The organism is Streptomyces sp. NPDC003284 (assembly GCF_053589675.1).
This window is the reverse complement of the sequence record NZ_JBSFSI010000026.1, coordinates 27,318-45,716: the sequence shown is the minus strand read 5'-3', so window position 1 is coordinate 45,716 and position 18,399 is coordinate 27,318. Positions and strand designations below refer to the sequence as shown.

Here is an 18,399-nt window from a genome sequence, read left to right as displayed (position 1 = left end):
GGCGAGAGAGACATGAGCGGACTCAGATACGTCCAGCGCGTCGGGCTGGCGCTGGCGGACGGGGACATGGAGGCGGTACTGGACCTGGCCGTGGCCGCGTACGAGACCACCCACGGCTTCCCCGGCATGGTGTGGGACGAGGTCCTGCGCCAGCTCGCCGAGCAGCCGGCCGGGACACGGGCCCGGCTGCTGGCGGTCCTGCCCGCGCGCGTCGCCCCGGCCCGGGGCGGGCTGCGCAGCTCGCTGCTGTACCTCTCCCTGACCCTGTCCCGCGGTCTGCCGGGGGAGACACTGGTCGCCGAGCGGCGCGAGGAGCTGGGCCGCGCGGCGGACCACTGGGAGGCGCCCGCGGAGGCCGTCTGCTTCGCCGAGGCGGAACTCGACGCCGGACGCCCGCTGCCGCCCGCCGTCGTGGCCGCGATACGGCGCCGCCCGCAGGACGTGCCCCCCGGCCTGAACGGACTGGCCGGCCGGATGACCGAGCCCGTGCTGAACGTCGGCGAGCAGTGGGCCGAGACCGCCATGGCCGACATCCTCGGACTCCGGCCGGTCTGGCGGGACCTGCTCGCCCACGCCGCCACCGCCCGAGCGGTCCGGCCGACCGCCACCTGGGAGCGCACGGGCCGCGCGCTCCTGGACGACATCGGCCCCGGCGCCTTCAGGGCCCGCGCGCTGGGCTGGCTCGCCCTGGCCGGCCGGCCGCGCACCCTCACCGCGCGCCAGGACTACCGCCGGGCCCCCGTCAACGAACTCCTCGACCCGTTCAACGCCGATGCCCTGCGCGGGCTCACCTGGCTGCTCGCGCTCACCGGCCCGGACGAGGAGACGGTCGCCGCGCTGGGTGCCCTGACCCACACGGTCCTGCGCCATGTCCCCGGCCACGGCCCGCGCAACCCCAAGGTCGCCAACAGCGCCGTGTACGCGCTCGAGCGCATCGGCGGACCGGAAGCCCGCGCGGAGCTGCGGCGCCTGGCGGAACGCATCACCCAGGGGACCACACCGCGGCGGATCGCGGCCGCCCTTGACCGGCTGGAGTCACAGCCGCAGTGACGCCGCCACCGGAAGATGGTCGCTGCCGGTGGCGGGCAGCGACCAGGCCGAGCGCGGGTCCACCCCGCGGACCAGGATCTGGTCGATCCGGGCCACCGGGAAAGCGGCCGGCCAGCTGAAGCCGAACCCGGCGCCCGCCTCGGCCTGCGCGGACCGCAGACCGGAGGTGACGGGGGCCAGCGCCCGGTCGTCGGTGGTGCCGTTGAAGTCGCCCACCACGACCAGTCGCGGCAGCTTCTCGGCGCGCAGCGCGTCGGCCAGCCGCAGTGCCGCCGCGTCACGGGCACCGACTCCGAAGCCCGAGGCCGTGCTGAACCGTACCGACAACAGATGGGCGACGAAGAAGGCGACCGGTCCCCTGGGTGTGTGGACCGTGGCCTTCAGGGCGCGCGGCCACGGCGCGATGTCGACCGGGCCGCCGTCGTCCACCGGGTACCGGCTCCACAGACCGACCGTGCCGCGCACCACCGCGTACCGGTAACGGCTCGCGAGGACCTTGCGGTACGTGTCCGTCGCGTCGCCCAGTTCCTCCAGGGCCACCACATCGGCCCCGGAGGCGGCCAGGGCCCGCGCGGTTCCTGCCGGGTCCGGGTTGTGCTCGTCGACGTTGTGCGTCACGACGGTCAGGTCGCCTCCGCCGGCCCGCTCGGCGCTCTTGTCGACGAGTGTGCCGCCGAACACCGAGCCCCACACGGCCGCGGCCACCGCGGCGGCCACCACCGCGGTCGCGGACCGGCGCAGCAGCGCGCACAGCAGCAGCACCGGGACGACCAGCGCGGTCCACGGCAGGAAGCTCTCGACCAGCGAGCCGAGGTGCCCGGGTCCGTCGGGGACGAGCCGGTGACCCACCATCACCAGGACGACCGGCAGGGCGGCGGCGGAGGCGATCCGGCCCCGCCGCCATCTGCGGGAGACTTCCGCGGCGCCGGAAGTGCCCGCGGCGTCCGCGGCGTCCGTGGCGTCCGTGGTATCTGCGGCATCCGCCGTGTCCGAGATGTCCGACGCGCAAGGTGTCTCGGACGCGCTCACCGAGACCGTCATGGCGCTTCTCACCGCTTCCCCGGCACGTTGGCCGACACCCAGGCGCGTACGCCCGCGACCAGCGAACCGCTGGCGCTGACCGCGGCCTCCAGGCCCTGCTGCGGGCTGGAGCCGGCCCGCTGGTGCAGCACGACACCCAGCACCAGCCGTTCGTGACCGTCCCGGTCGGGCGCGGTCGCCGCCCACATCAGGTTGCCGCCCGCGGGGGTGCTCGACCCGGTCTTCAGCCCGATCACGCCGCTCTCGCCGAGCAGCGTGTTGGTGTTCTTGATCTCCCCGGGGACGCCGGGCACGCTCGTGGAGCGCATGGCCACCACCGAGCGGATCGCCGCCTGCCGCATCGCCGCGCGGGCCAGCTTCAACTGGTCCTGGGACGTACTGGTGTTGGCCGGACCGATGCCGCTGGCGTCGGTGTACGTGGTGTCGCGCATGCCCAGGTCGCGGGCGGCCCTGTTCATCTTGGCGACGAACGCCTCCTCGGAACCCGCGTCCCAACGGGCCAGCAGCCGCGCGATGTTGTTCCCGGAGGGGATCAGCATCAGCTCCAGCAGCCTGCGTTCGTCCAGCCGACGCCCCTCGTCGACCCGCGTGGTCGACTCGATCCCGGACACCGACTCGTCCGCGGCCTGTTGGTCCACGGTGATCCCCGGACCGGTGCCGTGCTCGTCCAGCGGGTGGCCGCGCAGCACGACGTACGCCGTCATCACCTTGGTGACACTGGCGATCGGCACCGGCTTCTGCGCGCCGCGCGTACCCAGGTCGCCCAGCGCGCCGACCCCCTCGACGGACACGCTCGTCTGCCCGTCCCCGGGCCAGGGCAGCGACGCCGTCGTGGACGCCTTGTCGGCGGGACCGGCCGATCCGGCGTCCTGGATCCCGTCGCCGCCGCGGGTGACGACGGCGAGCACGACGAGCGCGGCCAGTGCCGTCGCCCCCGCGGCGCAGGCGGCCCCGAAGCGTCGCCGGCCGGTGGCGGGCGGCGGTCCCACCGGTCGCAGGTCGGGCTCGCCGGGAACGGTGACCGGGCACATGGGAACGCACCTCCAAGGGGCAGCGCGCGACGTTCACGCACGTCAACCACCTTGCGGTGCCGGTTTTTCCGGCAGAGCGAGATACCGTCTCCGCCGCCGCTCGTCCTTGTATCCGCTCTGTATCGACCGGCACGGGCGAGGGCGGCGGCCTGACCCGGTGGGCCAGGTCAGGCCCCGGCCGGGGGCAGCCGCAGCGTGGCCAGCGCCCCGCCGCCGGGCGCGTTCGCGAACTCCAGCGAGGCGCCGAGAACCCGGGCCTGGCCCAGCGCGATGGTCAGCCCGAGCCCGTGCCCCCGGCCGCGTTCGGCGGCCCCGGTGCGGAACCGCTGCGGCCCGTGCGCCAGCAGGTCCCGGGGGAAGCCGTCACCGTGGTCGCGCACCGTCACCGTGGCGCCCGCCACCTCGACCTCGACCGGTGCCCGGCCGTGCCGGTGCGCGTTGACGACCAGGTTGGCGACGATCCGGTCCAGGCGCCGCGGATCCGTCTCGACCGGCGCCACCGCGCCCGCCGTGAACCGCGCCGCGAGCCCGGTCCGGGCCAGTGAGTCCGCGACCACCTCGGCCAGCGGCACCGGCCGCAGCTCGGCCCGCTCGGCGCCCGCGTCCAGCCGGGAGATCTCCAGCAGCTCCTCGACCAGCGTCCGCAGCACCCCCACCCGGTCGCGCACCAGGTCGGTCGCCTCGCCCTCGGGCAGCAGCCCGCTCGCGGTGACCAGGCCCATCAACGGCGTACGCAGCTCATGGGCGACATCGGCGGTGAAGCGCTGCTCGGTCTCCAGCCGGTCGCGCAGACTGTCCGCCATGGCGTCCACGGTGGCCGAGATCTCGGTGACCTCGTCGCCCCGGCCGCCGCCCCCGGCCGCGGTGCGCGCGTCCAGGTCACCGGCCGAGATCCGGCGCGCGGTCCGCGCCACCCGGCGCAGCCTGCGGTTGGGCAGCTCGGCGGCGAGCGCCGACAGCGGGACGACCACGGCCAGCGCGAGCGCCGAGTACTTCCACATGTGCCGGTCCAGCGCGTTGCGGGACAGCAGGTCGAGGGTCATGTCGACGTTCACCGCGTACGGCTGCCCGTGGTAGAGCTGCCCCGCCCACATCCTGGGCCTGACCGGGGTGGGGTCGTACCAGGTCGCCACGGGGTCGTCCGACCGCTGGTCCCGCAGCCGGCTCAGCAGCTCGTCGGGCAGGGCACTGCCCGCCGACAGATCCCTGTCCGTGCCGTCGCGTCCGTACCGCTCCAGGGCGAGGGACAGCGCGTTGCGCGCCTTGACCGCGCCCTCGTTCAGCGAGCGGTCCCGGGTGCTTGCGTGCACCAGCAGCCCGATGGTCAGGGCAACCGCGCAGCAGGCCACGCAGACCAGCAGGGCGATCCGCCAGCGCAGCGAACGCCAGTTGAGCAGCGAGCGCAAGGTGTCCATGTCAGCGCCGCAGGAGCTTGTAGCCGAAACCGCGCACCGTCTCGATCCGGTCGGCGCCGATCTTCTTGCGCAGCCGCTGCACACACAGATCGACGACCCGGCTGTCCCCGTCCCAGCCGTAGTCCCACACATTGCGCAGCAGTGTCTGCCGGTCGAGCACCACACCGGGGTGTGCGGCGAACTCCAGCAGCAGGCGCAGCTCGGTCGGCGCCAGGGCGACCGGTTCGCCGCCGCGCCGCACCTCCAGGCCCGCGGTGTCGACGGTCAGGTCCCCGAAGAGCAGCCGGGCACCGTCTCCGGACCCGGCCGCGTCCGCCGGGTCCGGCGCCGCCGCCCCGACGGGCGCGGCGAAGGCGGCACGCCGCAGCAGCGAGCGGATGCGCGCCACCAGGACGGCGGTGTCCACGGGTTTGACGACGTAGTCGTCGGCACCCGCCTCCAGACCGGAGACGACGTCCAGCGCGTCCCCGCGCGCGGACATCATCAGGATCGGCACCGTACTGCTCTCCCGCACCCGGCGGCACAGCCCGATGCCGTCGAGGCCGGGCAGCATCACATCGAGCAGCAGCAGGTCGTGGCCGCCCTCCCGGAACAGTTCGAGACCGCTCAGGCCGTCCGCGGCCGCGTGGACCCGGTACCCGTAGCGCTCCAGGGCGAGGGTGACGGACCGCCGGATCACCTCGTCGTCCTCGACGAGCAGCAGGGTGACCGGGGTTTCGCCGCTCCCGGCGGCCGGTGCAACAGACATGTTCTTCCATCCGGACGTAGGTGCGGCCCGCACCCGGCGGGGGTGCGGGCCGTTCCATCATGCCGTTCCTCCGGCCCTCGGCGGACCGGGGGCCCGTCACGCGCAGTGACACCGGCACCGGTGCCACCCCGTACGGACCGTCCGCGCGCAGCAGTACGGACGCCACGGGCACCGGGCACCGGGAACCGGTCCTGCTCGCTGCCGCCCACCCGGTATGGTCCCGGCGCGCCGCCACCCTGGTACACCACGGCCGGGGCCGGGGCCGGGGCCGGGGCCGGGGCCGGGGCCGGGGCGGTGGACGGCGGGCGTCCGGTGGTGCGTCAGGCCGTGGGGCCCGCTGCGGTGCGTGACCTCAGCACGTCGAGCAGGGCGGTGCCGTCGGGGGAGCCGAGCCCGGTGTTCGGGTCCCAGCCGGGTGCCGCCGCGTAGGCGCCGTTGTCGCCGCTCACCACGTCCCGGAATCCGGCCGGGACCTTGCCGGGGACGAGGTCGCGGTAGAGGTGCGGCTGGAGCAGGCCGAGCGGCCGGCCCAGTGCCTGGGCGAGGCGGCAGACCAGGGCCGCCCACAGCGGGGCGGCCGGGCTGGTGCCGCCGACGACGACGGACCTGCCGTTGATCAGCACCTGGTAGCCGGTGCCGCCGTCCGCGTCGGCCGCGACGTCCGGGACCCCGCGGCCGGTACCGCCCTCCCCGAACCGGTCCGGCACCCCGGCGTGCTCCTGCCAGCCGGGCCGCGGGAACAGCGCGCTGACCCCGCCGCCGGTGGCGCGGGCCGCGCCCGCGTTCCAGGTCGTCTCGGCCCGGACGGCGCCGTCGGCCGGGTCGGCGACGAGTGTGGTGCCGCCCACCGCCAGCACATGCGGACTGGAGGCCGGGTAGTTCACGTGCGCGCCGCCGTCCCCCTCCCCGTTGCCGCTGCCCGCGTCGCCGGCCGCCGCGCACACGGTGATGCCCAGGGCGGCGGCCTCCTGGAACAGGTCCTCCACCGCCGTCACGAAGTCCGGCGGGTTGACCTGCTCCGAGGAGCCCCAGCTGAGGCTTATGACGGTGGGCGTCGGCGTGGCGTGCACGGCGGCCCGCAGGGTGTCGAGGATGCCGCTGCCGGTGTTGGGCGCGAAGTAGTGGACCAGGCGGGCCCCGGGGGCGAGGGCACCGGCGACCTGGATGTCGAGGGCCGCCTCGATGTCCGCGGGGGAGGGCGGTGCGTCGGCCGGGCCCGGGGAGTTCGCCGCACCGCCGACCCCGACCGCGCGGATGTCCGGTGTGCGCAGCCCCAGCCCGGCGAAGTAGGCGTCCAGGTCGGTCCGGCGCCAGCCGCCGTCGACGGTGACCACGGCGAGCACCTGACCGGAGCCGTCGGTGCCTTCCGGGAAGCCGTAGAGGCTGCCCAGCTCGGGCGGGGTGTAGGAGAGCTGGGGCTGTCCGGGCGTGGAGCGGAACAGCGGGGTGGCGAGCGGCCGGGTGCCCGGACCGACGACCGCGCGGACCACCTCACCCAGTTCGGCCGGCGGCCGCGGGTGCGTCCGGCCGTCGTCGTGGCGGCCCGTCCCGGTGCCGAAGACCTCGTCCACGAGAGCCGGTTCACCCCGCACGACCACCCGGCGGGAGGCCGCGTCGGACTCGGTGACCCGGAGGCCCGCGCGCTCCAGCACCGAGCGGGCCAGCGCGATGTCCGCCGGGTCGGCGCCGTACCCGGCGGCCAGCTCGTCCCGGGACAGCGTCGCGGGCCCCGCCACGAGATGGTCCGGGAGCTGTCGGCGGCGACGGACCGTCAACACCAGTTCGACGGGACGGGACTGCGACGACGGGCTCATGCCGTCCTCCTCGGACTACGGTTGAACGACTCGTACGGAACAGGCCGCGGGCGACGACAGCTCCTCCACTCGTCACAACGGACCGGCCCCGTCGCAGGGTTCAGCCGAACGCACGCCTTTCCGACACCGGTTCGAGACCACACACATCCCCAGCGGAACGCTTGTCGACATGTGACCCGGAAACATGCGCCCGGGGTGGACCACATGTGACAAGGTGCACGGTGGCCGATCGGCCACCGCACCTCCGGAGAGAGACACACATGCACCGTCCCAGACGCCATCCGCACCGCCGCGGCAGACGGACCGCGGTCCTCGCCACGGCTGTTGTCGCCCTCACCCTGGCCGCCTCCGACGCCACGGCGGCTCCCCTCGCCCGCCCGACCGTCACCGACCAGGCCGCCCGCGCCACCCCGGTCTACCAGGACACCCGGTACTCCTTCGAGGAACGCGCGGCCGACCTCGTCGCCCGGATGACGCTGGACCAGAAGATCCGCCAGCTCATCACCAACGACGCGCCCGCCATCCCGGCCCTGGGCGTCCAGGGTTACACGTACTGGAACGAGGCCCTGCACGGCATCCAGGCCCTCGGCAACGGCAAGAACGTCGGCGACGGCGGCTCCTGGCCCATCAAGGCCACCGGCTTCCCGACCAGCCTCGCCACCTCCATGGCCTGGGACCCCGAACTCCAGTACCAGGAAGGCTCGGCGATCTCCGACGAGGCACGCGGCTTCCTGGACAAGTCGCTGTTCGGCACCGGCCAGAACAACCTCGGCTCCTCGGCGGACAACTACGGCGCCCTCACCTACTTCGCCCCGACCGTCAACAACGACCGCGACCCGCTGTGGGGACGGCACGACGAGTCGTACGGCGAGGACCCCTATCTCCAGGCCGAGCTGGGCGGCCAGTTCGTCGACGGCTTCCAGGGCCAGAAGCCCGACGGCACCTCCCTCAACGGCTACCTCAAGGCCGCCGCCACCGCCAAGCACTACGCCCTCAACAACGTCGAGGACGGCCGCACCGGCATCAGCTCCGACGTCGACGACAGCCAGCTGCGCGACTACTACACCAAGCAGTTCGCGAGCCTGATCGGCGAGGCACATGTCGCCGGTCTGATGACCTCGTACAACGCGATCAACGGCACCCCGGCCGTCGCCAACACCTACACCAACAACGAACTCGCCCAGCGCACCTACGGGTTCGGCGGTTTCACCACCTCCGACTGCGGCGGCGTCGGCACCACCTACAAACTGCCCGACGAGGGCCACGACTGGGCGCCCGCGCCCTTCACCACCAACGGCTCGCACGGCAACCCGCTGTGGATCAACGGCAGGACGGGCGACGAGGTCCGCGCCCCGGCCGGCGGCCAGGCCATGGCCCTCAGGTCGGGCAACGACCTCAATTGCAGCGGCGAGGAGATGACCACCGCCAACGTCCTGGAGGCCGTACGCGCGGGCCTGCTCGACGAGGGTGTCATCGACACCGCGCTGGTGAAGGTGTTCACCGTCCGCATGAGGACCGGCGAGTTCGACCCGGCCGGCAGTGTGCCCTACACCTCCATCGACAAGTCCGTCATCCAAAGCGCCGACCACAAGGCCCTCGCCGCCAAGGCCGCCGACGCCTCCATGGTGCTGCTGAAGAACGGCACCCTGGCCGCGACCGGCCGCCCCCTGCTGCCGCTGAAGGCCGCCTCCGTCAGCAAGGTCGTCGTCCTCGGCACGCTCGCCGACACGGTCAGCCTCGGCAGCTACGGCAACGCCCCCGCGCAGCAGGTCTCCATGCGGCAGGGCATCACCGACGCGCTGAAGGCCGCCAACCCGGGCGCGTCCGTCCTCTACGACGCGGCCGGCAGCAGCACCACCGGCACCGGCGCGATCACGCTCAGCGCCGCCACCCAGGCCGCCGTCAAGGCCGCCGACCTGGTCGTCGTCGTGGCCGGCACCGACCAGGACACCGCCTCCGAGGGCAAGGACCGCAAGAGCCTCGCCCTGCCCGGCAACCAGAACGCCCTGATCGACCAGGTCGCCGCGCTCGGCAACCCGAACACCGTCCTCGACCTCCAGGCCGTGGGCGCCGTGGACATCGCCGCCCGGCAGTCCAAGGCCGCCGCCATCCTCTTCAGCAGCTACAACGGCCAGAGCCAGGGCACCGCGCTCGCCGACGTCCTGTTCGGCAAGCAGAACCCGCAGGGCCACCTCACCTTCACCTGGTACAAGGACGACACCCAGCTCACCGGCAAGAACAACTACGGCCTCACACCCGCGCAGAGCGACGGCAAGGGCCAGACCTACCAGTACTTCACCGGCACCCCCACCTACCCGTTCGGCTACGGGCTCAGCTACACCGGCTTCACCTACTCCGCCGCACAGGTGGACAAGTCGGCCATCACCGCCGACGGCACGGTGAACGTCTCCTTCGACGTCACCAACACCGGCGACACCCCCGGCGCCACCGTCGCCCAGCTCTACGCCGCCAACACCTTCACCGTCTCCGGTGTGACACTGCCCAGGCAGCGCCTCGTCGGCTTCAAGAACACCGGAGTCCTCGCCCCCGGCGAGAAGATCCACGTCACCCTGCCGGTGGCCGCCGCGGACCTGAGCGTCTGGAACCCGGCGACGTCCCGGCAGACCGTGTTCCCCGGCGCCTGGGCGCTGCGCGTGGCCTCCGACTCCGCGACCGTGCGGAGCACCGCCACGGTGAACATCACCGGCACCCTCACCCCCAAGGTGCGCACCGTCACCGTTCAGCCCGGACGGGTCGTCTTCCACGCGGGCGAGACCCTCGACCTGACGAAGAAGAACCCGTGGATCAAGGATGACACCGACCCCGCCAAGGAACAGCGGGACACCTCGATCACGGCTGACGACATCGTCGAGGCGGTCAACAACGACCAGACCTTCACGGACCTGTCCAAGACCACCGTCCAGTACGCCAGCAGCGACCCGACCGTGGCCACGGTCAGCTCCTCGGGCGTGGTCAGCGCGGCGTCCGACGGCGTCACCACCATCAAGGTCACCGTGGGCGGCGTCACCGGCTCCATGGTGATGGTCGTCAAGGACGTCCTCGCCCTGAAGACCGCTCCGGTGATCCAGCCCGGCCGGACGGCCGAGGCGACCACCACGCTCACCAACGGCACCGGCGCGGCGCTCACCGGCGTCACCGTGTCCGTGCCCGCCCCCTCGGGCTGGACCGTGCAGGCCACCACCCCGGCCACCTTCAGCAGCGTCGCCGCCGGAACCACCGTGACGACGACCTGGCGCGTCACCGCTCCCTCGGGCGCGGCGCCCGGCAACACCCCGCTGACCGCGACCGCCGTCCACACCGCCGGTTCCTACACGGCCGCCGCCACCCTCCGGGTGCCCTTCGCCAGCCAGAAGGCCGCGTACAGCAACGTCGGTGTCACCGACGACGGCAACACCAGGCCCGGCAAGTACGACGGCGGCGGCTTCAGCTTCTCCGCCCAGGCCCTGGCCGCCGAGGGCCTCGCCCCCGGCACGTCCTTCACCCACGCCGGACTGGCCTACCAGTGGCCCGACGTCCCGGCGGGCAGCCCCGACGCCATCGACACCCGGGGCCAGGCGGTCGCCCTGTCCGGCTCGGGCAGCGAACTCGGCTTCGTCGGCAGCGGCACCAGCGGCCCCCACCAGGGCGTCGGCACCATCGTCTACACCGACGGCACGACCCAGCAGTACGGCCTCAGCTTCTCCGACTGGTGGGACGGCACCAACGTGGCCCAGGGCAGCGACCTGCTGTCCTCCTTCCCGTACATCAACAACAGCGAGGGCAGGCAGAACCAGAAGGTCAGCCTCTTCACCACCAAGGTGCCCCTGGCCGCGGGCAAGACCGTCCAGGCCGTCGTGCTGCCCGCCTCGGAGGACCCGAGCACCGGCGCGCCCCAGGGCCATGTCTTCGCGATGGCCATCGGCGGCACCGTCCACACCCCGGCCCCGCAGCCGGACGGACCCGTCGGCCACATCACCGGCATCGGCTCCAAGTGCGTCGACCTGGCCGCCGGGCCCGCCGCCGGAGTGCAGGTCGTCCTGCGCTCCTGCAACCAGAACGCCTCCCAGCAGTGGGCACTCGGCGCCGACAAGTCCCTGTGGAACCAGGGCAAGTGCATGACCACCGAGAACGGCGGCACCGGCAACGGCACCCGCGTCGTCCTGGACTACTGCGACGGCTCCAAGGAGCAGCAATGGTCGGTGGATTCGGCCACCGGCTACCTCGTCAACGCCAAGTCCGGCTACTGCCTGGAGGACGCGGACGGCAGCACGGCGGACGGCAATCCGCTGATCATCTGGGCGTGCAACCCCGGTGACGTGGGCCAGAAGTGGCAGGTGCCGACCGGCACTTCGGCCTCGGGTCCCTCGGGGCGCGTGGCGGGATACAACGGCAAGTGCGTGGAGGCCGGGGCGGAGGGCGCCGCTGTGCAGCTCAACACGTGCGGTTCGGCGGCGTCGCAGTCCTGGACGGTGGCCGCTGACGGGACGCTCCGGGCGCTGGGTAAGTGCATGACGGTGGCGGGCGGCGGTACCGGGGACGGTACGGCGGTGCAGTCGTCGGCCTGTTCGGGTGCGGCGTCGCAGAAGTGGCAGGCGCAGGCGAACGGCACGCTGGTCGGTACGCAGTCGGGCAAGTGCCTGGACGCGACCGGTCCGAGTTCGGCCAATGGCACGAAGCTCCAGATCTGGGCGTGTGCGGCTTCGGACAACCAGATCTGGGGTGTGCCGTCGTCGCGTCCGTCCGGTGTGGTCAGCGGGTACGGCGGCAAGTGCGCCGAGGTGGCGGGTTCGGCCTCGGCGAACGGTACCGCCGTGCAGCTCAACGTGTGCGGGACGGGCAGTGCGCAGTCCTGGACGGTGGCCGCCGACGGGACGCTGCGGGCGCTGGGCAAGTGCATGACCGTGGCGGGTTCCGGCACGGCCAACGGTACGGCGGTGCAGCTCGCGACCTGTTCGGGTGCCGCCGGGCAGAAGTGGCAGGCGCAGGCGAACGGGACGCTGGCCGGTACGCAGTCGGGCAAGTGCCTGGACGCGACCGGTCCCAGCTCGGCCAATGGCACCAAGCTCCAGATCTGGACCTGCGCGGCCTCCGACAACCAGCTCTGGAAGCTCCCCGCCTGACACACCCGTAGCGCATCGACAGACTTCCCACACCGTATGAGATGAGGAACCACGTGTTCTCACGGCACAGATCCGTGCCCGGACACCAGGGCCGCACGGCGTTCGCGCTCGGCCTGACCGCACTGACCGCGCTCGCCTCGGCCGCCCTGGGCCCGGTGACGGCCCAGGCCGCACCCGCCGGGGCGGGCCGCGCCGCCGCCGACACCCCGGTCGTCGTGGACGGCGGGACGGTCCTGCCCGGCCGGGTCCCCGGCAAGAACGGCGCGCTGGGGGTGACGTTCGGGTTCTCCGACATCACCATGGCGGGCGGCCCCTACGAGCAGCCGGTCAACCACAACTACAACCGGCCGATGTACCAGCCGAAGGCGTCCGACCCGGACTCCTTCTGGGACAACTACGTCGAGGAACTCACCACGGCGGGCGTCGACTTCGTCGCCGTCGACCTGCGCGGCTTCGGGCCCGGCAACGCCGTCCCGGACGGCGCGGGCGACCCGAGGGCGCTCACCCCGCTGGTCGACGCCATCAAGCGGCGCGGTGTCGCGGACCGGCTGAAGATCGCGGCGCTGGACGACACGCCCGCCACCCTCACCGACAAGAAGAACCGGGCCGTGCACCACACCGGCGGCTACTCACCGCCCTTCGACATCGGTGACGCGAACGGCACCGGAGAAGGCGGCTACCAGTACTTCTGGGACAACAACCAGCGTGAGTTCTTCTCCCGCATCCCGGACGACATGCTCTACAAGGTCGACGGCCGCCCGCTGGTCTACGAGTGGTCGGTCAACGACTTCGCGTTCAGCAACCAGGGCAACGGCAACCTGTCCAAGCTGCTCCAGTACGCCCGCTCGCGTGCCAGGGCGGAGTTCGGCGTCGACCCGTACTACGTGGTCGACAGCAGCTGGCCGGACCGCGACCCGAGTGTCGTCTCGCAGATCGACGGCATCAACAACTGGTTCGAGCTGCCCAGGGGTTCCTCCAACGCCACGTACCAACCGATCATCGACAACGGCCAGTTGGCGTTCGGCGACGGCTGGGACTACCGGACCTCCGACGGGGCGGGCGACTACAAGAACACCTACCAGTCCTCCACGGTGGCGGGCGCGTCCGTCACGTACTCCTTCATCGGGACCGGCGTCCAGTACCTCGCCCGTACCGCACCGGACCAGGGCAGCGTCGATGTGTCCGTCGACGGGCAGGCGCCCGTGACGGTGAAGCTGAACACCGGGAGCGCGCCGAAGACGCAGCAGGCCGTCTTCGAGAAGTCCGGACTGACGGACGGCACCCACACCATCAAGGTGGTGAACAAGTCCACCGCGCCGGTCACCGTGGACGGCTTCCGGGTGCTCACCGGCCGGTCCGCCGCGCTGAACGGCCGCGCGTACGGCGTCGCGACGCCCGGTTTCCGCGTCGTCAACAGCGACGTGAGCATGATCATGGACCCGGACCACGGCAGGAAGCTGAGCGGCACCCTGGACGCCACGGTCAACGCCGGGGCCGATCTCACCCTGGTCGAGGGCTTCACGGACTGGGAGGAGAACGCGATGCTGGCGCGTACGGCCGACGGCACGTACGCGGAGCGGCTGACCGACTACCCCAACCAGATGATCGACACCCTGCGCAGCTACTCCACGGACCCCTTCCCCAAGGAGTACCGGACCGAGGCGGAGACGGCGGACGCGTTCGCCGGGGCCACCCCGGGCAGCACCTGGGACACCTACCGCAGCGGTGACATCGACGTCCAGCCCACCGGCGACACCGGCGGCGGCTGGAACGTCGGCGACATCGCCCCCGGCGAGTCCCTGACCTGGAACAGCCGGCCCCTCCAGGGCACGGTGAAGCTCTCCGCCCGGGTGGCCACGCCGAACACCGGCGCCCAGGTCCGCTTCGTGGTGGACGGCACGGCGGGACCCACCGTCGACGTCCCCGGCACGGGTGACTGGCAGAAGTACACCACCGTCGACGCGGGCACCTTCCAGCTCCCGGCCGGTACGCACCACACGGTGCGCCTGGAGTTCCCGGCCGGCTCGCTGAACGCGAACTACTGGACAGCGACCACGATCGCCGCGCCCGTGGCCCCCGCGCCCGTGGGCCCGACCGGTCCGGTCACCGGGATCGGCGGCAAGTGTGTGGACCTCGCCGGGGGCAGCGTGGCCGACGGCACCCGGGCGGTCCTGAACACCTGTGCCACCACCGGCACCCAGACCTGGACGGTCGCTCCCGACTCCTCCGTGCGGGTCCTCGGCAAGTGCCTCACCACGGAGAACGGCGGAACGGCCAACGGGACGCGGGTCCAGATCGCCTCGTGCGACGGCTCCAAGGAGCAGCAGTGGTCGGTGGATGCGGCCAACGGCTACCTCGTCAACGCCAAGTCCGGCTACTGCCTGGAGGACGCGGACGGGAGCACGGCGGACGGCAATCCGCTGATCATCTGGGAGTGCAACCCCGGTGACGTGGGCCAGAAGTGGAAGGTTCCGGCGGGTACTTCGGCGGCGGGACCGTCCGGCCGCATCGCCGGGTACAACGGCAAGTGCGTGGAGGCCGGGGCGGAGGGCGCCGCTGTGCAGCTCAACACGTGCGGTTCGGCGGCGTCGCAGTCCTGGACGGTGGCCGCTGACGGGACGCTGCGGGCTCAGGGCAAGTGCATGACCGTGGCCGGTGGCGCCACGGCGAACGGCACGGCGGTGCAGTCGTCGTCGTGTTCGGGTGCGGCGTCGCAGAAGTGGCAGGCGCAGGCGAACGGGACGCTGGTCGCCACGCAGTCCGCTAAGTGCCTGGACGCGACCGGTCCGAGTTCGGCCAATGGCACGAAGCTCCAGATCTGGGCGTGTGCGGCCTCCGACAATCAGATCTGGGGTGTGCCGTCGTCGCGTCCGGCCGGTGTGGTCAGCGGGTACGGCGGCAAGTGTGCCGAGGTGACCGGTGGCACCACGGCGAACGGTACGGCGGTGCAGCTGAACACCTGTGGTTCCGACAGTGCGCAGTCCTGGACGGCGGCCGCCGACGGGACGCTGCGGGCGCTGGGCAAGTGCATGACGGTGGCGGGTTCCGGCACGGCCAACGGTACGGCGGTGCAGCTCGCGACCTGTTCGGGTGCCGCCTCGCAGAAGTGGCAGGCGCAGGCGAACGGCACGCTGGCCGGTACGCAGTCGGGCAAGTGCCTGGACGCGACCGGTCCCAGCTCGGCCAATGGCACCAAGCTCCAGATCTGGACCTGTGCGGCCTCCGACAACCAGCTCTGGAAGCTCCCCGTCTGAGAAACCTGTCCGCTCGTGGCGCCCCCGGGAACATCCAGGTGTTCCCGGGGGCGCCGTGCGTTACTTCACACGTGTTTTTCCGGTCCCAGCGAAGTCTGAACTTGACGGTCCATTCTTGTGGGCGCATGATGGGTGGACCGAACAGTCCAAAGCGAGGAACGGGCACCGTCATGAACGCCACAGAGCGGCTGAGCACCATCGAGGAACTGCGCCGGGTGATGGCGCGCTACGTCTACGCGGCGGACCACCAGAACTGGTCGGAACTGGCGTCGCTCTTCACCGAGGACGGCACCTTCACCCCGCACAACGTGGACGGGACCGTCCTGCGGACCATGGGCTCACCGGCCGAGATCGCCGCGACGATCCCGGTGAGCGTCGGCCCCGGCGCCGTCCTCGTCCACCATCTCTTCTCGGACGAGATCGACGTCGAGTCGGACACCTCCGCGCGCGGTGTGTGGGCGATGGAGGACCTGATCAAGCGCCCCGCCCGCACGGACGCAGACGGCCGCCCGGAGTTCACCGAGATGCACGGGTACGGCCACTACCGGCCGCGTTTCACGAAGGTGGACGGTACCTGGAAGATCGCCGAACTGGTCCTGACCCGCGTACGCGTCGACTTCGCCCACTGACGCGCCCCGCCCCACCCCCCCCAGGAAGAGGAAACCATGGACACCACCGGAGAGACCCGCACCCTCGAGCCGTTCACCGTTCAGGTCGAACAGGAGGTCCTGGACGATCTGCGGGCCCGTCTGAAGGCCACCCGGTTCGCGCCCGACCCGGAGAACGAGAACGAGACCTACGGCCTGAGCACCGCCTATCTCAAGCCACTGGTGGAGTACTGGGCCGACGGCTTCGACTGGCGCGCCGCCGAGGCGAAGCTCAACGCCGTCAACCAGCACCGGCTGGACGTCGACGGCACGCCGGTGCACTTCGTCCACGAGCGGGGCAAGGGCCCGGCGCCGATCCCGCTGCTGCTGATGCACGGCTGGCCGTGGACCCACCACCACTGGCACAAGGTCATCGGCCCGCTGACCGACCCGGGCGCCCACGGCGGCGACCCCGCCGACGCCTTCGACGTCGTCGTCCCCTCCCTGCCCGGCTTCGGCTTCTCCACGCCGCTGACCGCGCCCCGGGAGAACTACGCGAGCATGGCGGACCGCTTCCACACCCTGATGACCGGCATCCTCGGCTACGAGCGGTACGGGGTCGGCGCCGCCGACTACGGCGCGCTCGTGGGCGCCCGGCTCGGCCACAAGTACGCCGACTCCCTCTACGGCATCCACCTCGGCAACGAGATGCCGCCCGCGATGTTCCAGGGCGACCGCTTCTGGGACCTGACCGGCGGACAGCGCACCGAGGACCTGCCCGAGCGGGAGCGGGCCCGGCTGGTGCGGCGCAACAACATCTATGTGTCGCACGTGGCCGCACACCTGCTGGACGGGCAGACGGTCACCCACGGTCTGAACGACTCGCCGGCCGGCATGCTGGCCTGGATCATCAAGCGGTACAAGACGTGGAGCGACCGCAACGCCGACTTCGCGGCGGAGTGGCCCGCCGACGACCTGCTGACCTTCGCGACCGTCTACTGGGTCAACCAGGCCATCGGCTCCTCGATCCGGGCCTACAAGAACGCCAGCCTGTACCCGCCGGTGCCGGCCCACGACCGTACGCCGTACGTCCAGGCCCCGGCGAGCTTCACCTTCCTGCTCGGCGACTCCTCCCCGGGCGCGGAGACCGCCGAGGAGCGCGTCGCGATCTTCAAGGCGGGCGGCGGACAGTTCTACGCGGACATCCGGGACGTGCACGTCCATGAGAAGGGCGGTCACTTCGGTCCCTACGAGAACCCCGAGGCGTGGATCGACGACCTGCGCGCCACCTACCGCAAGCTGCGCTGACCGGGGCGGCGGCCCCCCGCCGGGGATCAGTGCGGGACGACCGCCGGGGATCAGTCCGGGATGACGTGTCCGAGCCCGTGCGCCGCGAGCGGTGCGCGGAACGGCTCCCAGAGCGTGGGGTCGGCGAGGTTGGTGAAGAGGCCGGTGCAGGTGTTGGTCTCGCCGGTCACCAGCCCGTAGACGACCGTCTTGCCGGGGCCCTTCGCGTCGAACAGCGGTCCGCCGCTGTCACCGGGGGCGACCCGCCGCTCGGCGGTGCCCGCGCAGATGAACTCCTTGTCCCAGATGCCTCCTTCGGTGTCGAAGACATTGACGGGCAGGCTCGCCTCCCGCAGGCGCGACGGCTTGTCCGGGCTCTCCAGGTCGGTGCGTCCCCAGCCGGCGGCGCGCAGGATCCGGCCCGGCCGCAGCTCGGTCGCCGCCCGGGGCAGCGCGGCGGGTGTCTGCGTGACCGGGGCGTCGAGCACGATGAGCCCCAGATCGGTGTTGGTCGCGATGTTGAACTGCGGGTGGCTGTAGACGGTGAAGTGGTCGCCGGTCACCACCGTTCCGCCGGAGGAGGCGGAGTCGGCCCGGCCCAGCACCAGCCGGATCGTCACCTGTCCCGACACGGCGAACCTGGCGCAGTGCGCCGCCGTGGCGACGACCCGGCGGTCGACGAGCGCCGCGCCGCAGTAGTGCGACCAGGTGCCGTCCTCGTCCCGCTGCTCGATCTGTGCGACGAAGGGCCGCTCGCCGTCCGCGACCGGCACCCCGCCGACGACCGCCGAGGCGGTCGGCGCCCCGGTCAGCACGGCGCCCACCGCTCCGGCACCGGCCAGGGACACGATCGCCCGCCGCTTCATCAACCTGCCCATGGATGACCTCACTTCGCTTCGGTCCGCTCGCCGGTGCACTGCCCGGCGAGTCCGGCACGGCGGACCAGGCTCCGGCCGCCGCCTGAGCCGGAGCCTGGTCCGCCCCGGCATCCGCCCGGCCGCCGCCGGATGTCGGCCGGGGCGCGGACACCGCTCGGCCCGGTATCAGTCACT

General features: G+C 72.3%; 11 protein-coding genes. 5 read left to right on the top strand and 6 right to left on the bottom strand.

The genetic code is table 11. From position 1 onward, the window contains the following. Window positions 1-12 precede the first annotated feature (12 nt). Window positions 13-1,050, top strand: a complete 1,038-nt coding sequence (locus ACWDYF_RS33740; RefSeq protein WP_389473451.1) for a hypothetical protein — start codon at window positions 13-15, stop codon at window positions 1,048-1,050. On the opposite strand, the gene ACWDYF_RS33735 is transcribed toward ACWDYF_RS33740, so the two are convergent. The 5 genes from ACWDYF_RS33735 to ACWDYF_RS33715 form a co-directional block, all read right to left on the bottom strand. Next, window positions 1,036-1,902 carry an endonuclease/exonuclease/phosphatase family protein gene (locus tag ACWDYF_RS33735; protein ID WP_389473500.1) on the bottom strand — a complete coding sequence of 289 codons (867 nt, stop codon included), beginning with the start codon at window positions 1,900-1,902 and terminating at the stop codon, window positions 1,036-1,038. The two genes, ACWDYF_RS33740 and ACWDYF_RS33735, sit on opposite strands and share 15 nt — an antisense overlap. A gap of 197 nt (window positions 1,903-2,099) precedes the next feature. Beyond that, window positions 2,100-3,122: a D-alanyl-D-alanine carboxypeptidase family protein gene (locus tag ACWDYF_RS33730; RefSeq protein ID WP_389473453.1), complete on the bottom strand. Its 1,023-nt coding sequence runs from the start codon at window positions 3,120-3,122 to the stop codon at window positions 2,100-2,102. A gap of 167 nt (window positions 3,123-3,289) precedes the next feature. After that, on the bottom strand, window positions 3,290-4,537 hold the full coding sequence (locus ACWDYF_RS33725; protein WP_389473455.1) for an ATP-binding protein: 1,248 nt from the start codon (window positions 4,535-4,537) through the stop codon (window positions 3,290-3,292). Between the two features lies 1 nt (window position 4,538). Further along, window positions 4,539-5,285: a two-component system response regulator CseB gene (cseB, locus tag ACWDYF_RS33720; protein ID WP_381741997.1), complete on the bottom strand. Its 747-nt coding sequence runs from the start codon at window positions 5,283-5,285 to the stop codon at window positions 4,539-4,541. A 320-nt stretch (window positions 5,286-5,605) separates the two neighbouring features. Beyond that, on the bottom strand, window positions 5,606-7,099 hold the full coding sequence (locus ACWDYF_RS33715; RefSeq protein ID WP_389473458.1) for a S53 family peptidase: 1,494 nt from the start codon (window positions 7,097-7,099) through the stop codon (window positions 5,606-5,608). A 260-nt stretch (window positions 7,100-7,359) separates the two neighbouring features. Between ACWDYF_RS33715 and ACWDYF_RS33710 the strand changes: the two genes are divergently transcribed. The 4 genes from ACWDYF_RS33710 (at window position 7,360) to ACWDYF_RS33695 (ending at window position 17,368) form a co-directional block, all read left to right on the top strand. Continuing rightward, the gene (locus ACWDYF_RS33710; protein ID WP_389473460.1) at window positions 7,360-12,219 is read left to right on the top strand and encodes a ricin-type beta-trefoil lectin domain protein; all 4,860 of its coding nucleotides are present in this window, start codon (window positions 7,360-7,362) and stop codon (window positions 12,217-12,219) included. A 41-nt stretch (window positions 12,220-12,260) separates the two neighbouring features. After that, window positions 12,261-15,473: a DUF5010 domain-containing protein gene (locus tag ACWDYF_RS33705; protein ID WP_389473462.1), complete on the top strand. Its 3,213-nt coding sequence runs from the start codon at window positions 12,261-12,263 to the stop codon at window positions 15,471-15,473. A 170-nt stretch (window positions 15,474-15,643) separates the two neighbouring features. Continuing rightward, window positions 15,644-16,102 (top strand): nuclear transport factor 2 family protein, encoded by a 459-nt coding sequence (locus ACWDYF_RS33700; RefSeq protein WP_381742003.1) that lies wholly within the window; start codon window positions 15,644-15,646, stop codon window positions 16,100-16,102. Window positions 16,103-16,138: 36 nt separating this feature from the next. Beyond that, window positions 16,139-17,368 carry an epoxide hydrolase family protein gene (locus tag ACWDYF_RS33695; protein WP_389473465.1) on the top strand — a complete coding sequence of 410 codons (1,230 nt, stop codon included), beginning with the start codon at window positions 16,139-16,141 and terminating at the stop codon, window positions 17,366-17,368. 50 nt (window positions 17,369-17,418) lie between these two features. Here ACWDYF_RS33695 and ACWDYF_RS33690 read toward each other — a convergent pair whose 3' ends face one another. After that, entirely contained in the window at window positions 17,419-18,225 is an 807-nt protein-coding gene (locus ACWDYF_RS33690) for a S1 family peptidase (protein WP_389473467.1), read from the bottom strand. Between the last annotated feature and the right edge of the window lie 174 nt (window positions 18,226-18,399).

Coding starts and splice junctions, on each gene's coding strand:
- ACWDYF_RS33740 (WP_389473451.1), top strand. CDS start 13: ATGAGCGGACTCAGATACGTCCAGCGCGTCGGGCTGGCGCTGGCGGAC.
- ACWDYF_RS33735 (WP_389473500.1), bottom strand. CDS start 1,902: ATGGTGGGTCACCGGCTCGTCCCCGACGGACCCGGGCACCTCGGCTCG.
- ACWDYF_RS33730 (WP_389473453.1), bottom strand. CDS start 3,122: ATGTGCCCGGTCACCGTTCCCGGCGAGCCCGACCTGCGACCGGTGGGA.
- ACWDYF_RS33725 (WP_389473455.1), bottom strand. CDS start 4,537: ATGGACACCTTGCGCTCGCTGCTCAACTGGCGTTCGCTGCGCTGGCGG.
- cseB (WP_381741997.1), bottom strand. CDS start 5,285: ATGTCTGTTGCACCGGCCGCCGGGAGCGGCGAAACCCCGGTCACCCTG.
- ACWDYF_RS33715 (WP_389473458.1), bottom strand. CDS start 7,099: ATGAGCCCGTCGTCGCAGTCCCGTCCCGTCGAACTGGTGTTGACGGTC.
- ACWDYF_RS33710 (WP_389473460.1), top strand. CDS start 7,360: ATGCACCGTCCCAGACGCCATCCGCACCGCCGCGGCAGACGGACCGCG.
- ACWDYF_RS33705 (WP_389473462.1), top strand. CDS start 12,261: ATGAGGAACCACGTGTTCTCACGGCACAGATCCGTGCCCGGACACCAG.
- ACWDYF_RS33700 (WP_381742003.1), top strand. CDS start 15,644: ATGAACGCCACAGAGCGGCTGAGCACCATCGAGGAACTGCGCCGGGTG.
- ACWDYF_RS33695 (WP_389473465.1), top strand. CDS start 16,139: ATGGACACCACCGGAGAGACCCGCACCCTCGAGCCGTTCACCGTTCAG.
- ACWDYF_RS33690 (WP_389473467.1), bottom strand. CDS start 18,225: ATGGGCAGGTTGATGAAGCGGCGGGCGATCGTGTCCCTGGCCGGTGCC.